Source organism: Pseudomonas sp. Fl4BN1 (assembly GCF_009908285.1).
Lineage (GTDB): Bacteria > Pseudomonadota > Gammaproteobacteria > Pseudomonadales > Pseudomonadaceae > Aquipseudomonas.
The window spans coordinates 133,398-152,059 of sequence record NZ_JAAARM010000018.1 but is presented as its reverse complement, the minus strand read 5'-3'; the positions used below and the strand labels follow the sequence as shown (position 1 = coordinate 152,059).

Below are 18,662 nucleotides of genomic sequence, written 5' to 3'. Positions count from 1 at the left end.
GGGCCGGGGTGGCGATCACCACGTGACTGAACGGGCCATGGGTGAAGCCTTCGGCATCCTGCAGGTGCCAGTGCTGTTCGCCACGGAAGACTTCGGTGATGCGGCAGGCGAAGTGCACTTCCACGTCGCCGATCAGCGCACGGGTGATGGCGCTCATGCGCGGGGTGCCGACCCAGCGAGTCTGTTCGTCCGGCGAGGGGCTGAGTTGGCCGCCGTGAGAGTTGTAGAGTTGCGGTGCCCATTCGGCGACCCAACCCTCGGCTTGCCAGCGCTGGACTTCAGTGACGAAACGGCGGTCGCGGGCGGTAAAATACTGGGCTCCCAGGTCCAGGCTTCCGGCATCGCTGCGTTTGCTCGACATGCGTCCACCACTGCCGCGGCTTTTGTCGAAGAGTTGGACGGTATGCCCGGTGTCTCGCAGCGCCTGGGCGGCGGAGAGTCCGGCGATGCCGGTACCAATGATTGCGATGGGTACTGTCATAGGGGCCTCGTTTACCTTTCTGTACAGATTACGCCGCCGCCAAAACCTGTACAATATTGTTTTTTGGTATAGTTTTCGGCGTCATCAGTGGGGCGGGTTGTCTATCGTTGAAACACAACCTGCCCGATTGAAAAGCTCCCTGCTTATAAAAATAGACTAGTCATTCGGGTAAAACGCCACGCGAGGAAGATGTCATGCATATATTGCTGACCGGCGGTACTGGTTTGATCGGGCGTGCGCTATGTCGTCATTGGCAAGCCCAGGGTCACCAGTTGAGTGTATGGACTCGCCAGCCCGATAAAGTTGCCGCCCTGTGCGGGCCCCAGGTGCGGGCAATCAAGACTTTGCAAGAGCTGGACCAGGCTCCGCTGGACGCGGTGATCAACCTGGCCGGGGCGCCGATTGCCGATCGGCCCTGGACTCATAAGCGCAAGGCGCTGGTGTGGAACAGCCGCATTGCCCTTACCGAAACTCTGCTGGCCTGGCTCGAAAGCCGTGAGCACAAGCCTCGGGTTTTGCTCTCGGGATCGGCAGTGGGTTGGTACGGTGACGGTGGCGAGCGGGAACTGACTGAGGATTCGCCTCCAGTCAGCGAGGACTTTGCCAGCCAGTTATGTATTGCCTGGGAAGAAACCGCCCTGCGGGCCGAGGCCATGGGGGTGCGTGTGGTGCTGCTGCGCACCGGTTTGGTGCTGTCCGCCGAGGGCGGCTTTTTGTCGCGCTTGCTGCTGCCGTTCAAGTTGGGGCTGGGTGGCCCTATCGGCAATGGCCGGCAGTGGATGCCATGGATTCATATCCAGGACCAAATAGCCCTGATTGATTTTCTTGTGCATCAGGACGAGGCACGAGGTCCTTATAATGCCTGCGCGCCGAAGCCGGTACGCAATCGCGAGTTCGCCAAGAGCCTGGGACGGGTTTTGCACCGGCCGGCAGTGCTGCCCTTGCCGGCGTTTGTCTTGCGTCTGGCGCTGGGTGAGTTGTCAGTGCTGTTGCTGGGTGGCCAGCGTGCGGTACCCGCGCGCTTGCTGGAGGCAGGTTTCACTTTCCAGTTCACTGATTTACCTGCGGCCCTGGACGATGTGTCCCGCCGCCTCTGAAATAGGACGTTGCATGACCGATCACGCGTTGCTTCTGGTCAATCTCGGTTCGCCGGCTTCCACCTCGGTGGCGGATGTGCGCAGCTACCTCAATCAATTCCTCATGGATCCCTACGTGATCGACCTGCCGTGGCCGGTGCGCCGGTTGCTGGTGTCGCTGATCCTGATCAAGCGCCCCGAGCAATCGGCCCATGCCTATGCCTCGATCTGGTGGGAGGAGGGCTCGCCGCTGGTGGTGCTCAGCCGTCGTTTACAGCAAGCGATGACACGTGAATGGACGCAGGGGCCGGTAGAGCTGGCCATGCGTTATGGCGAGCCGTCCATCGAGTCGACATTGGTGCGCCTGGCTGCCGCCGGCCATAAGAAAATCACTCTGGCGCCGCTGTATCCACAGTTTGCCGACAGCACCGTGACCACGGTGATCGAAGAGGCCAAGCGCGTAGTACGGGACCAGAAGCTGGATGTGCAGTTTTCGGTGCTGCAGCCGTTCTACGATCAGCCGGAGTATCTCGACGCTCTGGTTGCCAGTGCCAAGCCGCATTTGCAGCAGGATTTCGACCACCTGTTGCTGAGCTTCCATGGTTTACCGGAGCGGCACTTGCAGAAGCTCAATCCTGGTCATCGGCTGGAGGGTGATTGCTGTCGTGATGCACCGCCGGACGTTGCCGCTCGCTGCTACCGCGGACAGTGCCTGCGTACGGCTCAAGCCTTTGCCGAGCGCATGGGGCTCCCGGATGGCAAGTGGTCGGTGTCATTTCAGTCGCGTTTGGGGCGGGCCAAGTGGATCGAACCCTACACAGAAGCGCGTCTTGATGAGCTGGCGAAGCAGGGGGTGAAGAAGATTCTGGTGATGTGCCCAGCGTTTGTTGCTGATTGCATCGAGACGCTGGAGGAGATCGGTGATCGCGGTCGCGAGCAGTTCCGTGAGGCGGGGGGCGAGGAGTTGGTGCTGGTGCCGTGCCTGAATGACGAACCGCAGTGGGCCAAGGCGCTTAATGCTTTGTGCGAGAGAGCGCCTTTGGCGCTTTGAAAGCTGCGCGAGCAAGCTCGCTCCTACAGAGTCATGTGACTACGTGTAGGAACGAGCAAGCTCGCGACAGAACTGACAGCCGTCTCAGATTACTGGTTCGTCAGATTTCTTGTTTTTCCAGCCATCGTTACCCGGCAGGATCAGGTTCAGCGCAATCGCCACTACGGCGCACAACGCAATCCCTTTCAGGCCAAAATCATCCGGACCGGTGCCGGTGCCAACCAGCACGCCGCCAATCCCGAACACCAGGGTCACCGAGACAATCACCAGATTGCGGGCTTCGCCCAGGTCAATCTTGTGGCGAATCAGGGTGTTCATGCCCACGGCGGCGATCGAGCCGAACAGCAGGCATAGAATCCCGCCCATCACCGGCACTGGGATGCTTTGCAGCAGCGCGCCGAACTTGCCGATAAAGGCCAGGCTGATTGCGAAGACTGCCGCCCAGGTCATGATTTTCGGGTTGTAGTTCTTGGTCAGCATCACCGCGCCAGTCACTTCTGCATACGTTGTGTTAGGCGGGCCGCCGAACATCCCGGCTGCAGTAGTCGCGATGCCGTCACCCAGCAGGGTGCGATGCAGGCCCGGCTTCTTCAGGTAGTCGCGACCGGTCACGCTGCCGACGGCAATCACTCCGCCGATGTGCTCGATGGCGGGGGCCAGCGCGACTGGAACGATGAACAGGATCGCCTGCCAGTTGAATTCCGGTGCGGTGAAGTGCGGCAGGGCAAACCATGGCGCGGCAACGATCTTCGCGGTGTCGACCACGCCGAAGTAGAACGACAGGGCAAAACCCATCAGTACGCCGGAAATGATCGGTACCAGCCGGAAGATACCTTTGCCGAATACGGCGACGATCAGCGTGGTCAGCAGGGCGGGCATCGAGATCATCATCGCCGTCTGGTAATGAATCAGCTCGCTGCCGTCACCGGCCTTGCCCATCGCCATATTGGCGGCAATCGGCGCCATGGCCAGGCCGATGGAAATGATCACTGGGCCAATCACCACCGGCGGCAACAGCCGATCGATAAAACCGGTGCCCTTGATCTTCACTGCGAAGCCAAGAAAGGTATAAACGAAACCGGCCGCCATTACGCCGCCCATGGTCGCGGCCAGGCCGAACTGGTGCTTGGCGAGAATGATCGGGGTGATAAAGGCAAAACTCGAAGCCAGGAACACCGGCACCTGACGCCCGGTGACGATCTGGAACAACAGAGTCCCGAGACCCGCGGTGAACAGTGCGACGTTGGGGTCGAGACCGGTAATCAGCGGCATCAACACCAACGCGCCAAAGGCCACGAAGAGCATCTGAGCGCCAGACAGTACCTGGCGCCAGAGCGGATCGTTGAACTCGTCCTGCATGATCAGGCGTCCTTCTGCTTGGTGCCGAAGATCTTGTCACCGGCATCGCCCAAGCCGGGGATGATGTAGCCATGCTCATTCAGTTTCTGATCAATGGAGGCGGTGTAGATGGTCACGTCCGGGTGAGCCTTTTCTACAGCTGCGATACCTTCAGGCGCGGCAACCAGCACCATGGCGCGGATGTCCCGGCAGCCGGCTTTCTTCAGCAGGTCGATGGTGGCGACCATGGAGCTGCCGGTGGCCAGCATCGGGTCGATGATCATCGCCAGACGCTCGTTGATCTCCGGTACCAGTTTTTCCAGGTAGGTATGGGCCTGCAGGGTTTCCTCGTTGCGGGCCACGCCCACGGCGCTGACCTTGGCGCCAGGGATCAGGCTCAGCACGCCCTCGAGCATGCCGATACCGGCGCGCAGGATTGGCACCACGGTAATCTTCTTGCCGGCGATCTTTTCGACCTGGACGGGACCGCACCAGCCTGGAATTTCATAGCTTTCCAGGGGCAGGTCTTTGGTGGCTTCGTACGTCAGCAGGGCACCGACTTCCTGAGCAAGCTCGCGAAAGTTCTTCGTGCTAATGTCTGCGCGGCGCATAAGGCCAAGTTTGTGTCGGATCAGCGGATGGCGGATCTCACGGATGGGCATAGGGAAAGGCTCCGGCGGCGGGCAAAAAAACCGGCCTAGATTAATCTATCCGAGGTTGATGTCCTATAGACATAAAGTACGTTAGTCCAGAAACGCTTGATCTGGCCGGGCCGGATGCGTACCTTTGCCCGCTTTTCCGAAACTGCCACCCCCTTGGAGAGCGCCATGTCCGCTGATCTCGAGCATATCCGTCAAATCATGCGCGAGGCTGACTGCCTGTACACCGAAGCTGAAGTCGAGGCGGCCATTGCCCGTGTCGGTGCACAAATCACCGAAGAACTGGCTGAGCGCAATCCGGTGGTGTTCTGCGTCATGAATGGCGGCCTGATCTTCGCCGGCAAGCTGCTGACTCACCTGCAGTTCCCGCTGGAGGCGTCCTATCTGCACGCCACCCGTTATCGCAACGAAACCAGCGGCGGCGAGCTGTTCTGGAAGTCCAAGCCGGAAGTCTCCTTTATTGACCGCGACGTGCTGATCATCGACGACATCCTCGATGAAGGTCACACCCTGGGCGCGATCATCGACTTCTGCAAACACGCCGGCGCGCGTGCGGTACACACCGCCGTACTGATCGACAAGGAACACGATCGCAAGGCCCGTCCGGACCTGAAGGCCGACTACATGGGCCTGACTTGTATCGACCGTTACGTCTTCGGTTACGGCATGGACTACAAAGGCTACTGGCGTAACGCTGCCGGCATCTACGCCGTGAAGGGGATGTAAGCTATGAGTGGGCCGTTGTTTCTCGATCAAGCGTTGTTCAGCGACCTGGCTGAGAAGGCCGCGGCCAATCCCCGTGGGCGCCAGCACCACAACTTCCATGCCATGGAAGAGCCCTGCCATCGCATGGCGGTGGGGCTGCAGCCATCGACTTACGTTCCGCCGCACCGGCACTTGAGCGCTGACAAGGCCGAGACCCTGTTAGTACTCAAGGGGCGTCTTGGCGTGCTGATTTTTGATGAACTCGGCCAGGTCCAGGGCAAGCGAGTCTTGCAGGCTGGCGGTGCTTGCGTGGGGGTGGACCTGCCGGCCGGTGTGTTCCACGGCCTGGTGGTACTTGAGCCAGACAGCCTGATGTTCGAATGCAAGGCCGGGCCTTATCGCCCGGTAGGCGAGGGCGAGCAGGCCAGTTGGGCGCCCCGCGAAGGCGAGCCAGGCGTGGCCGAGTATCACGCCTGGATGTGCGCTCAGTTCGACTGACTCCAGGGCTGAACCTGGCAGTTGCGGCGGTGGGAGATTTGTAGCAAAAACCCGTGCTAGAGTGCTCGGCCCTTGTCTGGAGCCTCTCATGAGCCTGTTGATTCGCAGTAGCGCGGCCCTTCTTCTGAGCTTGAGCCTGCCCCTGGCAGCTGCCCCAGCCCTCCTGCACGGGCAGTTTCTGCCGCCAGATGATCAGACCTTGCGCGATACGGTCCCTGAACAGCAGCAGTTGTTGCAGGTCACTGAATATTCGGTGGTGATCGGCAGCCAGCGTCAATCCAACCAGCAGCCGATTCCCGTGACCTCGCCGGTATGGGTGCGGCTCAAGGGCAAGCCCCTGAACAAGGGCGCCACTATCAGCCAGGTGCTGGTGAATTTCGACGGTGAAAGCAAAAGCCTGAAAAAGCCGCAGTACGATGCCAAGAGCAGAACCCTGACCCTGTATTACCCGCTGGCCCAGTACCGGGCGGTCATGGATCTGTTGCGTAACGACACCGTGTATTGCCAGTTCCTCAGCTATGCCAATGGCCATGTCTGGGCCGACTTGCACACCGGTAGCGTGCGTCCGCGTTGAGGCCCGATGCTGGCTGAGGGTAAACTGCCCGCCCCGTGAAATGTCTGCGAGCTGGAGTCGGCAATGCGTAAAGATAAGAAACAACTGATTGGTGACGAGATCGGCGACGAGCAGATCAAATTGTTCCTCGATTTCGAACCGGTCGACGCCACTTCGCCGTCCCTGCACAAGCTGATCAAGGCTTACCGCGGGCTGCGCATCGACGACTTCGAGCGGTTTCTGGTGTTCTTCGTCGAGGCCGGTCATGACCTGGACGGCAAGGACGAGCACGGCCAGTCTTTCGTCGATCTGATCAAGGATCAGCGTAACGCCGCCGATTACGTCGAACTGATCGAACGAGCCCGCGGCTGATCCTCATTTTGTAGGAGCGGGCTTGCCCGCGAAGGGGAGCGCAGCAGTTCCTCTGTGCAACCGCCTCAGCCTTGTTCGCTGGCCAGCCAGCTCCTACGACAAGGCATAAAAAAACGCCCGGTCCTCTTGCAGGAGCGGGCGTTTTTTATCGGCGCCAGATCACGCGCAGCTTTCGGTTTCCTTGCTTGGCTCGACCAGCTCCAGGCTCAGGTTATTTTCGCTGTTGATCTTGTGGTACAGGGCCGCGTCGGTTTCCAGGATCTTCTCCCGCGCCGGGAAAATTTCCTGGAGCTTGGTCGCCCACTCGCCACTGGCCTTGGCCGGGAAGCAGCGTTCGATCAGTTCCAGCATGATCGAGACAGTCACCGAAGCGCCCGGAGAGGCGCCTAGCAGGGCGGCCAGAGAACCGTCCTTGGCCGCCACCAGTTCGGTACCGAATTGCAGGATGCCGCCTTTCTTCGGGTCCTTCTTGATGATCTGTACCCGCTGGCCGGCCACTTCCAGGCGCCAGTCTTCGGCTTTGGCCTGTGGATAGAAGCGGCGCAGGGATTCCAGGCGCTGCTCCATCGACTGCATGACTTCGCTGACCAGGTACTTGGTCAGGTCCATGTTGTTCTTGGCCACGGCCAGCATCGGGCCAATGTTGCCGGCACGTACCGACATCGGCAGGTCCATGAACGAGCCGTGCTTGAGGAACTTGGTGGTGAAACCGGCATAAGGTCCGAACAGCAGGGATTTCTTGCCATCCACTACCCGAGTGTCCAGATGCGGCACGGACATCGGTGGCGAACCCACGGCAGCCTGGCTGTAAACCTTGGCCTGGTGGTGCTTGACCACTTCCGGGTTGTCACAGCGCAGCCACTGGCCGCTGATCGGGAAACCGCCGAAACCTTTGCTTTCTTCGATGCCCGAGGCCTGCAGCAGTGGCAAGGCCGCGCCACCGGCGCCGAGGAACACGAACTTGGCATCGACTTCGCGGGTGCTGCCGCTGTTGACGTCCTTGATGCTCACAGTCCAGCCGTTGGCTTGGTTGCGTTTCAGGCCGGTCACGCGCTTGCAGTACTTGACCTGGGCATCGGGTGCACTGGTCAGGTGCTTGAGAAGCTGATTGGTCAGCGCACCGAAGTTGACGTCGGTACCGTTGATCACCCGAGTGGCGGCGAGGGTTTCATCCGCCGGGCGGCCCGGCATCATCAGCGGCATCCACTCGGCCATCGTGGCTTTGTCTTCGGTGTATTCCATGTCCGAGAAGGCGTGGTGCTGGCTCAGCACTTCAAAGCGTTTCTTGAGGAAGGAAACGCCTTTGTCGCCCTGCACGAAGCTCAGGTGTGGCACCGGGCTGATGAAGGACTTGGACGAGCCGAACGTGCCTTTCTTGGTCAGGTAGGACCAGAATTGCTTCGACACCTCGAACTGGGTGTTGATGTGCACGGCTTTCTTGATGTCGACGGAACCGTCGGCCGCTTGCGGTGTGTAGTTCAGCTCGCAGAGGCCAGCGTGACCGGTACCGGCGTTGTTCCACGGGTTGGAACTCTCCGCGGCCCCCGAATCCATCAGCTCGACGACTTCCAGCTTGATCGCGGGGTCGAGTTCTTTGAGCAGTACAGCGAGGGTGGCACTCATGATGCCGGCCCCAACCAATACGACGTCTACTGCTTCGTTATGCGCCATTAACGCGTCTCCAAAATCTGCAGCACCAAATTGACGGCATGGCTGCCAGGAGTGACGGGGCGGTTCACGTAATGCCCCAGGTTACCCATGGCCAGGATCGCCATGTCCGAATCTTCGCAATTTTTTGCAACTACTACGGACGCTGCCAACCGGGCCTCAAGGTGCGTATGAACGCATCTTGCGGAGCCTCGGGCAATTCGACTTATGGTCGATACATCCCTTCGTGCAACCAAATCCGTCAGCGGACAGGCATCAAGCGCAAGTATCTGAGGAGTGCTCGGTCCTGTGTAATCGGGCTGTTGTAGAGGCTAATGGTGCCAGTTCAGACGCAAAACTATTCATTTGCTCGCCACACTCTTGTGAAGTTGTGAAAACCCGTTTTTTTCACGCTCTTTTGAAGACGTGAACCTCAAAAAAGGGCTGCCTCGACCTGGCACCTGGCCCGAGCGGTGATGCCGGCATGAAGGTATGCGGGCACAACGGGCAAACAGCGTTAGTGGCCGAGCAATGGCAGCTCTGCAGATTCGCGAAAAGTGGAGGTTTGCAAGGTGAACAGCAAGCACGCCAGCTTCACTCGATCTGTGTGGGCGGCTCTCTGTGGGCGGTGCGGGGTGCCAAAGCAGCGGCGTTGGCGGTACTGCGAGGCCCGATCAGGAGACGTCCTTATAATCGGGGGGAGATTGTAACGAAGAAACGCGCAGAAATGATCCTGTTTTGCGACTTTTATTAGGCTTTTGGTCAGGTGGCCAGTATTGGTTGCACCCCGGAGACTGCACCGCGTGGGCTGATACGGGCATTCGCGGGCAGCGCTTGGTGCAACCAGTTCAGGCGAATCTCTTGGATTTCCACCCAGCCGTCGCCCACCGGGGCCGCCGAGCGATGCTGGAAGGCCTGGCAGCGGCCCTGGCTGTCCAGCAGGGCGAAGCTGCGAAACTGTTGACGTGGAGTGAACAGGGAGCGAAGGAAGTTCATGACCAAGCACCTGATTGTGTCATTGACGATAAGAATGCCCTTGAGCCGTTACATGATGATGTATTGCGGGTGAACGGCAGGTTACAGGAACCCGCTTGTACGGGACCTGTCTGAGTCTTGACTAACTCTTGCCTGATGCTGGTTCGTCGTGGTTGTGCCCCGCTATACTGCGGGCCTGTTTGTGCCTGATTCCTGGAGAGATGAGCATGTTGCAACGCCTGTTGTTCGGTTTGATCACTGTGACCAGCCTGTCGCTGGTGGGTTGCGCCCACAGTCCGCAACAACTCAGTCCGGAGCCTAAGCTCACGACCCAGTTGGCACCCGTTGGCCACGGTCAGCCGGTGGTGGTGAAAGTGGTCGATGGCCGTCCATCGCCGACCCTGGGTACCCGTGGCGGCCTGTATCCGGAAACCAGCGCCATTACTGTGCAGAGCGCGCAGATTTTGCCCAAGCTGCAAGCTCAGGCTGAAGCAGCGGTGCGCCTGTTGGGGTTCACCCCGACCGCTGCTGGCTCCAATGCTCCACAGTTGACCGTGACCCTGGCCGAACTCAAGTACCAGTCGCCTAAAGAAGGCCTGTACGTGACCGAGGCTACCATCGGCGCCACTTTCCGCTCCGATGTGCAGAATGCCAACCGCCGCTACAGTGGCCGTTATGGTGCATCCCTGGACCAGCGTTTCGGTATGGCGCCGAATCAGGACACCAACACCAAGCTGGTGGGCGATGTACTGAGTGATGCCTTGACCCGTCTGTTCAAGGATCCGACGGTCGGCCAGATCCTCGGCGAATAATTGGTTGTTAGCCCGGGCGTGTGCCCGTGTATCAACAAAAAGCCCGGCTTGCCTATCGGCAGCCGGGCTTTTTGTTGGGCGCTTTTCAGGCTGCTTCGACATAGAAGTCCAGCATGCTGACGCCGGTCAGCAGATCGGTTTCCGGCAGGTCCGCATGCTGATGTCCGCCCAGAGCGCAGTACACTAGCCAGTGCCGGTCCTGAACGTTGAAGGCCAGGGCGCCGACCAGCGCCTGCTGTTCTTCACTGGGGGCAATCAGGTAGAGGCGATCCTGGTTTTCTGCGTGCAGCATGACAAGCTCCGTGGGGCAATGAGGGGCGACAGACTGGCTTGTTTAGATGACGAAAAGATGACGCTTTAAATTAAGTGACCAACGCCTCGTTATTGGTCGGAAAGACTCACGGGTTTTCCTGGGGATTGAGTAGAATCCGCGCCGCGGGTGCACTCGACGGCCCGAACACAGCTTTCATTCGAGGTTCATGATGTCGCTGCAACTGATCTGGTCGATGTTCAACGCTCACCCTGCCAAATTGATCAATCTTTTTGCCCTGTTGTTTGCCTGCCCGGGCAGTTGGCTGCTGCACGCCACTCGCCGCCGTGAGCAGCGGGCCCTGGCCAGCCTGGCGACCCAGAGTGAAGATCGGGCCGTGGATCAGCCGTTGCTGATGCTGGATCCTGCCACCTTGCGCATCAACCGCTTCTTCTATCGCTTCGGCTTCGCCTGCCTGGGGCTGGCGTTGCTGGTGTCCTGGATCAGTACGCGCCTCTGACCGATCCTTTCGACAGTAGATACAACAACGGCGCCCGCAGGCGCCGTTGTGCTATCCAGTCTTGCTGTTACAGCGCCAAGCCTGCCTTGACCCGGTATTGATTGCGCACTGGGGTTGCATATTGCAGCACCAGATAAGGGCGATGCTCCGGCGGGCAAGCGTCCAGGCGGCGCTGCCACTCCTGCTCGGCCTTGGCCAGTTCCTGCGCGGGGAATACCTCGGCGGCGGCGGGTACCTGCAGTTGTGGGTCGGCGTCGCTCCACTGGGCATAGGCCAGGTAATGCACGGGAAACAAGCGGTAGCCGCCGAGAATCTGCCGGTCCATTTCCAGGGCCAGTTGCTTGGTGTCTTCGAACAGTTCGCGGATGGGCGCGGCGAAATTCACGTGGACCCGGCCTTTATAGCCGGTGATGCCCTTGGCGATGCTGGCGTCATCTTCCCCTGGCGCCTTGGTATAGCTGCCGGTGCTGGCGCGAATGTACAGCTCCCGGGCCTTGGCCTGGTCGCAAGGATCGTATTCGTAGCTGATGGACACCGGGGTCAGGTTCAGCGACTGGATGACCTCGCCGAAAGGCTCGTCCTTGCGGCTCATGTGGAACATCTTGAGGATCGCCGACTCGGTGCGATCATCACCGTCCTTGGCTCGGCCTTCGGCCTGGGCGATCCAGATCGACTGGCCGTCGTTGCGGATCGAATGGTTGATATAGGCCGAGAGCAGCTGATAGGCCGCCATCTTTTCCCGTCGACCACTGATGGAGCGGTGGACGATGAAGCTCTTGTTCAGGCGCATCAGGTCGCTGACGAAAGGCTTCTGCAGCAGATTGTCGCCAATGGCGATGCGTGGCGTCGGCAGGCCGGCGTGATACACCGCGTAGTTGACGAAGGCCGGGTCCATGACGATGTCGCGATGGTTGGCCAGAAACAGATAGGCGGTGCCGGACTTGAACTGCTCGACGCCGGTGTAGGTCACGCCATCGGTGGCCCGTTCGATGGTGTGGTCGACGTAGAACTCGACCTTGTCCTGCAGGGTGGCCACTGAAGTGACCCCGGCGAACTCACGGCGCAGGCGGTGAGCGATCAGGGGTTTGAGCAGCCAGCCGAAAGTATTGGCAAAACGCGGGAAGCGAAAGTGGGTGAGGATATCTAGAAACGCCTTGTCGCCGAGCAGCCGGGCCAGCACCGCTGGTACTTCGCTGTCGTGGTAAGGTCGGATGGCATCGAATTCGCCCATCATGCTCTCTTGTTAGAAACGGCTAGGGTAAGAAAAGGTTGGTATCGAAAAAAGCCGGGCGCGGTTTGAAAAGTCAGCTCAAACAAAAAAAGGCCCTGCAAATAGACCGGCGATTATACGCATAAGTCACTCTGGAGACGGCGATGCTGGAAACCGAGCATTATCAATGCCCTTACTGCGGCGAGCAGGCGGAAGCGGTACTGGACCTGTCCGCCGGCGACCAGACCTATATTGAAGACTGCCCGGTGTGCTGCCGGCCCATTGTGTTCACGCTGCAAACCGATGGTCAGGAATGGATGCTCGACGTTCACAGTGAAAACGACTGAGTGGGGAGTGGCCTTTATGCAGCGCATCTACGAGCCGGAAAACCTGATGGAAGGCGAGTTGCTCCAGTGCATGCTGGCCAGCGAGGGCATCGCCGCGCACCTGCAAGGCCGTGATCTGCTGGGCGGGGCAGGGGAACTGCCATTGTTCGGGCTGTTGGGGTTGTCGGTGGAGAACCACCAGGCGCAACAGGCGCGGGAGTTGATCGCTGCGTACAATGCCGCTCTGCCATTACCCTTTGATGAACCGGATAGTTTTGCCGGGGTGCTGGTCTGTTAGGCTGAGCGCCGATTTACCGAGAGTTGTATTGCCCCATGTGTGGACGTTATGCCCTGTTTCGCTGGAACCCCGCGTTTGCCGCCTTGCCGGGATTTCCCGCTGATCAGCGGGCGCAGTGGAATATATCCCCCAATGATTCGGTGCTGATCCAGCGCATTGAAGCTGGCCAGCGCACCCTGGCCCGGGCCCGCTGGGGCCTGACTCCGGCCTGGTTGACCGACCTGTCGCGTACCCCAGCCCATGCCCGGGCGGAAACCCTGGCGGAGCAGCCGATGTTCCGCCAGGCGTTTCGTGAGCGCCGCTGTCTGTTGCCGGCCAACGGTTTTTACGAATGGCGCGGCGGCAGCCGCAAGCGCCCGTATTGGCTGACACCGGGCGAGGGTTCATCGATCTTCTTTGCTGCGATCTGGGAGGCCTATCCAGTACAGGAGCAAGTCTGGCTGAGCACCGCGGTGGTAACCCAGGCGGCCTCCAATCTGCGTCGCCCGTTGATCCTCGATGCTGCCGGCCAGGAAGCCTGGCTTGATCCCGAGACTCCGCAGCACGTGTTGCAAGCCTTGCTGGCCAGTCCGCCTGCGACGTTACGCGAGCGGGTCCTGGCCAACCTGGTCAATGACCCCAAGCTCAACGGTCCCGAGTGCCTGACCCCGGCCTGATGTGTCCTTGCTGCGGCGGCTCCTGCAAGGAGCCGGGCGCAATAGTCGCGGCTTATACCTTGAACTGGTTGATCAGGCGCCGTTGCTGCTCCGCCAGTTTGGTCAGCCCGGCGCTGGCAGCACTGGACTCGTCGGCGCCGCCGGCCACTTCATTGGCCACTTGGCCGATGTTGATCACATTGCGGTTGATGTCCTCGGCCACCGCGCTCTGCTCTTCGGCGGCGCTGGCGATCTGATTGTTCATGTCGTTGATCACCGACACTGCGTGGGTGATGGTTTCTAGGGCCTGGGCCGCTTTTGCCGCATGCTCCACGCTCTGGTCGGTCTTGTGCTGACTGTCCTCCATGACCTGCACCACTTCGCGGGTGCCCTGTTGCAACTGCTGGATCATCGACTGGATTTCTTCCGTGGCCTGCTGGGTTTTTTGCGCCAGGTTGCGCACCTCGTCGGCGACCACGGCAAAGCCGCGGCCCTGCTCGCCGGCCCGGGCCGCTTCGATCGCCGCGTTGAGGGCCAGGAGGTTAGTCTGCTCGGCAATGCCACGAATGGTGATGAGGATCGTGTTGATGTTCTCGCTGTCCTTGGCCAGGGTTTGCACCACTCCGACCGCGCGGCCGATTTCCTCGGCCAGGGCACCAATGGCGCTGGAGGTGTCGCGGAAGATTTGCATGCCCTGGCTGGCGGCCTGGTCGGCATGGCTGGCAGCTTGAGCGGCCTGGGTCGCATTACGCGCCACGTCCTGGGCGGTGGCGGTCATTTCATGCACTGCGGTGGCGACCTGATCGATCTCCACCATTTGTTTGTGCACGCCCTGGTTGGTGCGGATGGCGATATCGGCGGTGTGCTCGGAGGAGTCGCTGACGCTCTGTACTGACGTCACCACCTGGCTGATCATTGCTTGCAGCTTGGCCAGGAAGGTATTGAAGCCTTTGGCGATGGAGCCCAGTTCGTCGGCGCGATCGCTGGCCAGGCGCCGAGTCAGGTCGCCTTCACCCTGGGCGATGTCGTCGAGCATGGCGACCATCTGTCGCAGCGGCCGGGCGATACCATGACCCACCAGCCAGATCACCAGCAGTCCGAGGCCGGCAATTACCAGGCCGACCATGGCCATACCGAAGGTGTCGGCCTGGCGTTGTTCGGCCAGGTCGTTCTGCAGTGTGTTCAGGTCGGCCATGACCGCGCCCAGGGGCAGTTGCAGCATCAAGGTCCAGTGAGCATCGGTCTGGCCGATACCGAACGGTAGGTACAGGGTGATGATGCCGTTGGCCTGGTCGACGTTGTAGGTCACTTCGCCGCGTTTGAGGCTGGACAGCTTGGCAACGCTGTCGCTGTTGAGCACGTCACTGACTTTCTCGCCGAACTTGCTCGGATCCTTGGTGTAGGCCACCAGACGACCGTTGCCGCCAATCAGGGCCATTTCTCCGGCGCCGCCGTAAAGTTTCTGGTTGGCACCCAGCAGCATGTCCTGGATGAAGTTCACTGACAGGTCGGCACCGACGATGCCCTGGAATTTACCGTTCAGCAGGATGGGCTGAATAAAAGAAGCGAGCATCACCACTTTGTCGCCGACCTTGTACGGGGCGGGGTCAATGGCGCAGGGCTTGAGACTGTCCTGGGAGCACAGGTAGTACTCACTGGCCCGGACCCCGGTGGAAAGCAGCGTCCGGTCGTTGACGTCGGCCAGTTTGTCGAGGCTCAGGCTGCCGTCTTCGTTACGGAACCACCAGGGCAGGAAACGGCCGTTGGCGGCGTCGACGCCGACCACCGAGGTGCCGATGTAGGCCGCGTCGTTGTGGTCGATGGCGTTAGGTTCCCAGCCGATATAGGCGCCGAGGATCTTCGGGTTCTGCGTGACGTTTTCCTTGATCAGGGCGATCAGCTGTTCACGGCTCAGGCTCAGTCCGGCATGGCCTTGCGGATCCTGCGTAGCCATCAGTGTGTTGACCCGCACCAGGCCGCCGGCTATCAGCAGAGGCGCTTCCAGTTCGCGCTGGATCTGGCTGACCTGGGTCTGCGCCAGGCCGCTCAGGCGTTGTTCGATGACTTGTTCGAACTGGCTCTGGGTCCGTTCCTGAACCATTTGCTGGGTCCTGGCTCCGGCGAACAGGGCGTACAGCACCAGGGCTGCCACCACGCTGAGGACGATGGCTCCGGCCAGCGCGGCCACTGAAAACTGGATCGACTTGAACTTCATAAAGGCTCCGGGCGCAGGAATAGGGTCTGCCCCGCTGTATCGGCCGCTGCATTGCTGGCCATTAGCCTCGGGTGGGAAAATGACTGCTTCAGATGGCTTGAGGTGATGCTTGGCGGGCAGGTGTTCCAGGGCCCTGGCGGCCTGGAGGGGCATATGAAGTTTTTCCTACGGGGCCCGTATGTATCTGAATTACGACTGATAATGTGATTTGCATCTGGCGCGGATACAGTTCCACCCTTAGGATACGCGCCATGTTTTCAGGGAGGTTTGCATGAAAAAGAAGTCATTGGTTGTATGTGCACTGAGTGCCGCTGTTCTGCTCAGTGGTTGCGAGACGGTCAACACCACCAACGGTGGCGTTGTGGGCGTGGATCGCAAGCAATCCATGTTCAGCATGGTCTCCAGCGCTGAGGTCAATCAATCCTATGCTCAGTCCTACCAGGAGACCTTGGGGGAGGCCAGCAGCCAGGGCGTGCTGGACAAAACCAGTGCCAACGCCAAGCGCCTGCAGGTCATCGCTGATCGCCTGATTGCCCAGGCACCTAACTTCCGCCCTGACTGCGCGCAGTGGAAGTGGGAGGTCAATTTGATCAAGAGCGACGAGCTCAACGCCAACTGTGGTCCTGGCGGCAAGATCATTTTCTACTCCGGCCTGATTGATAAGCTGAAACTGACCGACGATGAGATCGCTGCGGTGATGGGCCATGAAATTGCCCATGCCCTGCGTGAGCATGGTCGTGAGGCGATGTCCAAGCAGTACGCGGTCGGCGCAGGCAAGCAGATCGCTACCTTGTTCGGGGTACCGCAAGAGACGGTTGCGCTGGGTGACAACGGGGTAAACCTGCTGATGACCCTGCCCAACAGTCGCGAGAATGAAAACGAAGCGGACCTGATCGGTCTGGAGCTGGCCGCCCGTGCCGGTTACAACCCGAATGCGGCCATCAGCCTGTGGAACAAAATGGGCCAGGCTGCGGGCGGTTCCGCGCCACCTGAGTTCATGAGCACTCACCCGGCTTCCACTAGCCGTATCGCCTCCTTGCAGGCGGCGATTCCCAAGGTGATGCCGTTGTACGAGCAGGCCAAGAAGTCCTGATCTGCGCACGTCATTCTCGATGACGTGGTCGCCGGCAAGGCGGCTCCTGCGCAACCTGCAGGAGTCGCCTTGCCGGCGATTTCATTTATACCCAGCCACTGATCTGCATGGCCTTGTACACCGCCACTATGGCGAGGATGAAGAAGGCTGACGCCGCCAGGCGACGAATCAGGGTCAGGGGCAGTTTGTCTGCCGCAAAGTTGCCCGCCAGCACCACCGGTACGTTGGCAATCAGCATGCCCAGGGTGGTACCGATGATCACCAGCCACAGGTCCGGGTATTGCGCGGCCAGCATGACGGTGGCGATCTGGGTCTTGTCGCCGATTTCCGCCAGGAAGAACGCAATCAGGGTGGTCAGGAAGGGCCCGAACTTGCGCGCGGTAGTGGCTTCGTCATCGTCCATTTTGTCCGGAACCAAGGTCCACAGCGCAGTGGCGGTGAAGCTGGCGGCGAGAATCCAGTGCAGGGTCGAATCCGAGAAGAAGCTACCGAACCAGGCGCCGACTGCACCCGCGGCCGCATGGTTGGCCAGGGTTGCGGCGACGATGCCGGCGATGATTGGCCAGGGTTTGCGAAAGCGCGCGGCGAGAATCAGGGCGAGCAGTTGCGTCTTGTCGCCGATTTCGGCCAAGGCAACGATTGCGGTGGGAACGAGTAGAGAATCCAGCATCATCAGGGTTTTCCTAAGGGGCGGGTCGACACGGCTATGACACGTACAGCCTTCCCGCCCCGGGTAAGGTGTTCGTGTCATAGGTCTTGTCAAACCCTGCGGTCCGTCTGTGCGGACTCTTGGGTCGCATGCGCCATGGTCTGAGGACCAAGTATGTTGACGCATGCCGGACGAGCGTGGCGCTCGTGGGAGACTACTCCCCTAGGACGGAGCGGATTCTGCCTAGGCAAAACCCTTTCGGCAAGCCTTGTTTGCGAAAAAACCAGTTAGCCGCGCTTGGCTCGGTAGATCCGGAAGCCCTGGCCTTCGGCCTTGATCGCACAAGGTCCCAGATGCTCTTCGATCAGCGGTTGGTAGCGCAGGAAGCTGTTGGCAACTACCCGCAGTTCGCCACTTTTTTGCAGATGTTTTGCTGCTTTTCGCAGCAGGTTTTCCGTGGCCTGGTAGTCGGTGTGAACCCCGGTATGGAAGGGCGGGTTGGTCAGGATGCAGTTCAAGTCCATCGGTGCAGCATCGATGCCGTCACCGGTCAGGACCTCGGCCTCAAGGCCGTTGGCGGCCAGGGTCAGGCGGCTGCTGGCAGCGGCGAAGGCATCGACATCCAGCAAGGTCACTCGGTTGTCCGGGTAACGGCGCTTCACCGTGGCTCCCAGCACTCCGGCGCCGCAGCCGAAATCCAGCATGTGGCCGCTGGGTAGGTGATCCAGATGTTCCAGCAGCAGTGCTGTGCCGCGATCCAGGCGCCCGTGGCTGAACACCCCAGGGAGGCTGACGACTTTCAACGGCCCTTCGGTCAGCGGCAGTTCGTACTCCTCGGCCAGACTCTCCAGAGCCACCGGCTCGGGGGCATTGGCCACGGTGACCTGCCACAGCTGGCAGTGCCGCGCGCTGTCGAGCTTGCGTGGCTTGCCAAAGGGGTTGAGTTGCTTGGCGGCACTTTCCACACCGCTGCGCTTTTCCCCCACCAGGTACAGCTCGCGACCGGCCAGGCGCGAGGCGAGGGCGTTGAGCAGGTAGCCAGTGAGGTCCTTGGACTTGGGTAGAAACAGCACGGCGCTGTCGAAGGATTCCGTCGGGGCTGTTACGCCAAAATGGCTGCGGCCTGGAAAGCGAGCTTCCAGGGCCGCTTGATCGCCGGCGTGCCAGCTCCAGCCTCGGGCGTTGGGCAGGCGTCCCAGCAGGTCATCCGCAGCCAGGCCGACCAGCAGCATTGAGCCTTGAAACAATTGAGCCTGGCGTAACAGTACTTCACTGCGTGTGTCCATGATCCGCACCCGA

General features: G+C 60.4%; 22 protein-coding genes, 1 pseudogene and 1 riboswitch. Of the genes and pseudogenes, 12 read left to right on the top strand and 11 right to left on the bottom strand.

All coding sequences use genetic code 11. The annotated features are described in order from the left end of the window. Window positions 1–481, bottom strand: a 481-nt coding sequence (locus GV818_RS20730) for an NAD(P)/FAD-dependent oxidoreductase (protein ID WP_161777378.1), incomplete at its 3' end; no start/stop codon positions are given. 194 nt (window positions 482–675) lie between these two features. On the opposite strand from GV818_RS20730, the gene GV818_RS20725 reads away from it, so the two are divergent. Then, window positions 676–1,578: a TIGR01777 family oxidoreductase gene (locus tag GV818_RS20725; protein WP_161756785.1), complete on the top strand. Its 903-nt coding sequence runs from the start codon at window positions 676–678 to the stop codon at window positions 1,576–1,578. Window positions 1,579–1,591: 13 nt separating this feature from the next. Beyond that, complete coding sequence (gene hemH / locus GV818_RS20720; RefSeq protein WP_161777377.1) at window positions 1,592–2,608, top strand: ferrochelatase; 1,017 nt, start codon at window positions 1,592–1,594, stop codon at window positions 2,606–2,608. Window positions 2,609–2,692: 84 nt separating this feature from the next. Here the strand turns inward: hemH and GV818_RS20715 are convergent, their stop codons facing one another. After that, on the bottom strand, window positions 2,693–3,967 hold the full coding sequence (locus GV818_RS20715; RefSeq protein WP_161756783.1) for a uracil-xanthine permease family protein: 1,275 nt from the start codon (window positions 3,965–3,967) through the stop codon (window positions 2,693–2,695). Window positions 3,968–3,969: 2 nt separating this feature from the next. Then, the gene (gene upp / locus GV818_RS20710) at window positions 3,970–4,608 is read right to left on the bottom strand and encodes a uracil phosphoribosyltransferase (RefSeq protein WP_161756782.1); all 639 of its coding nucleotides are present in this window, start codon (window positions 4,606–4,608) and stop codon (window positions 3,970–3,972) included. A 165-nt stretch (window positions 4,609–4,773) separates the two neighbouring features. Between upp and GV818_RS20705 the strand changes: the two genes are divergently transcribed. From GV818_RS20705 to GV818_RS20690, 4 genes are all read left to right on the top strand, one after another. Continuing rightward, a complete protein-coding gene (locus GV818_RS20705) occupies window positions 4,774–5,331 on the top strand; it encodes a hypoxanthine-guanine phosphoribosyltransferase (RefSeq protein ID WP_161756781.1) in 558 nt (185 codons plus the stop codon). 3 nt (window positions 5,332–5,334) lie between these two features. Then, window positions 5,335–5,808 carry a WbuC family cupin fold metalloprotein gene (locus tag GV818_RS20700; protein WP_161777376.1) on the top strand — a complete coding sequence of 158 codons (474 nt, stop codon included), beginning with the start codon at window positions 5,335–5,337 and terminating at the stop codon, window positions 5,806–5,808. Window positions 5,809–5,896: 88 nt separating this feature from the next. After that, the gene (locus tag GV818_RS20695) at window positions 5,897–6,382 is read left to right on the top strand and encodes a hypothetical protein (protein WP_161756779.1); all 486 of its coding nucleotides are present in this window, start codon (window positions 5,897–5,899) and stop codon (window positions 6,380–6,382) included. Between the two features lie 63 nt (window positions 6,383–6,445). Beyond that, a complete protein-coding gene (locus GV818_RS20690) occupies window positions 6,446–6,733 on the top strand; it encodes a PA4642 family protein (protein WP_161756778.1) in 288 nt (95 codons plus the stop codon). A 159-nt stretch (window positions 6,734–6,892) separates the two neighbouring features. Here GV818_RS20690 and mqo read toward each other — a convergent pair whose 3' ends face one another. Together mqo and GV818_RS20680 are read right to left on the bottom strand one after the other, a co-directional pair. Continuing rightward, entirely contained in the window at window positions 6,893–8,404 is a 1,512-nt protein-coding gene (mqo, locus tag GV818_RS20685) for a malate dehydrogenase (quinone) (RefSeq protein ID WP_161756777.1), read from the bottom strand. 738 nt (window positions 8,405–9,142) lie between these two features. Further along, window positions 9,143–9,376 carry a hypothetical protein gene (locus tag GV818_RS20680; protein ID WP_161756776.1) on the bottom strand — a complete coding sequence of 78 codons (234 nt, stop codon included), beginning with the start codon at window positions 9,374–9,376 and terminating at the stop codon, window positions 9,143–9,145. Between the two features lie 206 nt (window positions 9,377–9,582). Here GV818_RS20680 and GV818_RS20675 point away from each other — a divergent pair, with 206 nt between their 5' ends. Beyond that, a complete protein-coding gene (locus GV818_RS20675; protein ID WP_161756775.1) occupies window positions 9,583–10,167 on the top strand; it encodes a YajG family lipoprotein in 585 nt (194 codons plus the stop codon). A gap of 85 nt (window positions 10,168–10,252) precedes the next feature. On the opposite strand, the gene GV818_RS20670 is transcribed toward GV818_RS20675, so the two are convergent. Beyond that, entirely contained in the window at window positions 10,253–10,459 is a 207-nt protein-coding gene (locus tag GV818_RS20670; protein ID WP_011063378.1) for a hypothetical protein, read from the bottom strand. A gap of 190 nt (window positions 10,460–10,649) precedes the next feature. On the opposite strand from GV818_RS20670, the gene GV818_RS20665 reads away from it, so the two are divergent. Next, the gene (locus tag GV818_RS20665; RefSeq protein WP_178125022.1) at window positions 10,650–10,937 is read left to right on the top strand and encodes a hypothetical protein; all 288 of its coding nucleotides are present in this window, start codon (window positions 10,650–10,652) and stop codon (window positions 10,935–10,937) included. A gap of 67 nt (window positions 10,938–11,004) precedes the next feature. Here GV818_RS20665 and GV818_RS20660 read toward each other — a convergent pair whose 3' ends face one another. Beyond that, the gene (locus tag GV818_RS20660) at window positions 11,005–12,171 is read right to left on the bottom strand and encodes a 1-acyl-sn-glycerol-3-phosphate acyltransferase (RefSeq protein WP_161756773.1); all 1,167 of its coding nucleotides are present in this window, start codon (window positions 12,169–12,171) and stop codon (window positions 11,005–11,007) included. Between the two features lie 140 nt (window positions 12,172–12,311). Between GV818_RS20660 and GV818_RS20655 the strand changes: the two genes are divergently transcribed. From GV818_RS20655 to GV818_RS20645, 3 genes are read left to right on the top strand one after another with little or no spacing between them, the layout of a single operon-like run. Further along, window positions 12,312–12,494: a CPXCG motif-containing cysteine-rich protein gene (locus tag GV818_RS20655; protein ID WP_161756772.1), complete on the top strand. Its 183-nt coding sequence runs from the start codon at window positions 12,312–12,314 to the stop codon at window positions 12,492–12,494. Between the two features lie 16 nt (window positions 12,495–12,510). Then, a complete protein-coding gene (locus tag GV818_RS20650; protein WP_161756771.1) occupies window positions 12,511–12,771 on the top strand; it encodes a putative signal transducing protein in 261 nt (86 codons plus the stop codon). Window positions 12,772–12,806: 35 nt separating this feature from the next. Beyond that, window positions 12,807–13,427 carry an SOS response-associated peptidase gene (locus GV818_RS20645; protein ID WP_161756770.1) on the top strand — a complete coding sequence of 207 codons (621 nt, stop codon included), beginning with the start codon at window positions 12,807–12,809 and terminating at the stop codon, window positions 13,425–13,427. Between the two features lie 52 nt (window positions 13,428–13,479). Here GV818_RS20645 and GV818_RS35080 read toward each other — a convergent pair whose 3' ends face one another. After that, a complete protein-coding gene (locus tag GV818_RS35080; protein WP_372242109.1) occupies window positions 13,480–14,223 on the bottom strand; it encodes a methyl-accepting chemotaxis protein in 744 nt (247 codons plus the stop codon). Window positions 14,224–14,334: 111 nt separating this feature from the next. Continuing rightward, window positions 14,335–14,532, bottom strand: a pseudogene (locus GV818_RS35075) (HAMP domain-containing protein); the annotation flags it as partial. A 1,360-nt stretch (window positions 14,533–15,892) separates the two neighbouring features. Here GV818_RS35075 and GV818_RS20635 point away from each other — a divergent pair. Next, window positions 15,893–16,714: a M48 family metallopeptidase gene (locus GV818_RS20635; RefSeq protein ID WP_161756768.1), complete on the top strand. Its 822-nt coding sequence runs from the start codon at window positions 15,893–15,895 to the stop codon at window positions 16,712–16,714. 85 nt (window positions 16,715–16,799) lie between these two features. Here GV818_RS20635 and GV818_RS20630 read toward each other — a convergent pair whose 3' ends face one another. Both GV818_RS20630 and GV818_RS20625 read right to left on the bottom strand, forming a co-directional pair. Then, complete coding sequence (locus GV818_RS20630; protein ID WP_161756904.1) at window positions 16,800–17,384, bottom strand: TMEM165/GDT1 family protein; 585 nt, start codon at window positions 17,382–17,384, stop codon at window positions 16,800–16,802. Between the two features lie 91 nt (window positions 17,385–17,475). Continuing rightward, window positions 17,476–17,599: riboswitch (yybP-ykoY riboswitch) on the bottom strand. 51 nt (window positions 17,600–17,650) lie between these two features. Continuing rightward, a complete protein-coding gene (locus tag GV818_RS20625) occupies window positions 17,651–18,649 on the bottom strand; it encodes a class I SAM-dependent methyltransferase (RefSeq protein ID WP_161777374.1) in 999 nt (332 codons plus the stop codon). Window positions 18,650–18,662: the final 13 nt, after the last annotated feature.

Excerpts from the sequence above, each read along its gene's own strand:
- GV818_RS20725 (WP_161756785.1), top strand. The coding sequence starts at position 676 with ATGCATATATTGCTGACCGGCGGTACTGGTTTGATCGGGCGTGCGCTA.
- hemH (WP_161777377.1), top strand. The coding sequence starts at position 1,592 with ATGACCGATCACGCGTTGCTTCTGGTCAATCTCGGTTCGCCGGCTTCC.
- GV818_RS20715 (WP_161756783.1), bottom strand. The coding sequence starts at position 3,967 with ATGCAGGACGAGTTCAACGATCCGCTCTGGCGCCAGGTACTGTCTGGC.
- upp (WP_161756782.1), bottom strand. The coding sequence starts at position 4,608 with ATGCCCATCCGTGAGATCCGCCATCCGCTGATCCGACACAAACTTGGC.
- GV818_RS20705 (WP_161756781.1), top strand. The coding sequence starts at position 4,774 with ATGTCCGCTGATCTCGAGCATATCCGTCAAATCATGCGCGAGGCTGAC.
- GV818_RS20700 (WP_161777376.1), top strand. The coding sequence starts at position 5,335 with ATGAGTGGGCCGTTGTTTCTCGATCAAGCGTTGTTCAGCGACCTGGCT.
- GV818_RS20695 (WP_161756779.1), top strand. The coding sequence starts at position 5,897 with ATGAGCCTGTTGATTCGCAGTAGCGCGGCCCTTCTTCTGAGCTTGAGC.
- GV818_RS20690 (WP_161756778.1), top strand. The coding sequence starts at position 6,446 with ATGCGTAAAGATAAGAAACAACTGATTGGTGACGAGATCGGCGACGAG.
- mqo (WP_161756777.1), bottom strand. The coding sequence starts at position 8,404 with ATGGCGCATAACGAAGCAGTAGACGTCGTATTGGTTGGGGCCGGCATC.
- GV818_RS20680 (WP_161756776.1), bottom strand. The coding sequence starts at position 9,376 with ATGAACTTCCTTCGCTCCCTGTTCACTCCACGTCAACAGTTTCGCAGC.
- GV818_RS20675 (WP_161756775.1), top strand. The coding sequence starts at position 9,583 with ATGTTGCAACGCCTGTTGTTCGGTTTGATCACTGTGACCAGCCTGTCG.
- GV818_RS20670 (WP_011063378.1), bottom strand. The coding sequence starts at position 10,459 with ATGCTGCACGCAGAAAACCAGGATCGCCTCTACCTGATTGCCCCCAGT.
- GV818_RS20665 (WP_178125022.1), top strand. The coding sequence starts at position 10,650 with ATGTCGCTGCAACTGATCTGGTCGATGTTCAACGCTCACCCTGCCAAA.
- GV818_RS20660 (WP_161756773.1), bottom strand. The coding sequence starts at position 12,171 with ATGATGGGCGAATTCGATGCCATCCGACCTTACCACGACAGCGAAGTA.
- GV818_RS20655 (WP_161756772.1), top strand. The coding sequence starts at position 12,312 with ATGCTGGAAACCGAGCATTATCAATGCCCTTACTGCGGCGAGCAGGCG.
- GV818_RS20650 (WP_161756771.1), top strand. The coding sequence starts at position 12,511 with ATGCAGCGCATCTACGAGCCGGAAAACCTGATGGAAGGCGAGTTGCTC.
- GV818_RS20645 (WP_161756770.1), top strand. The coding sequence starts at position 12,807 with ATGTGTGGACGTTATGCCCTGTTTCGCTGGAACCCCGCGTTTGCCGCC.
- GV818_RS35080 (WP_372242109.1), bottom strand. The coding sequence starts at position 14,223 with ATGGTGGAGATCGATCAGGTCGCCACCGCAGTGCATGAAATGACCGCC.
- GV818_RS20635 (WP_161756768.1), top strand. The coding sequence starts at position 15,893 with ATGAAAAAGAAGTCATTGGTTGTATGTGCACTGAGTGCCGCTGTTCTG.
- GV818_RS20630 (WP_161756904.1), bottom strand. The coding sequence starts at position 17,384 with ATGCTGGATTCTCTACTCGTTCCCACCGCAATCGTTGCCTTGGCCGAA.
- GV818_RS20625 (WP_161777374.1), bottom strand. The coding sequence starts at position 18,649 with ATGGACACACGCAGTGAAGTACTGTTACGCCAGGCTCAATTGTTTCAA.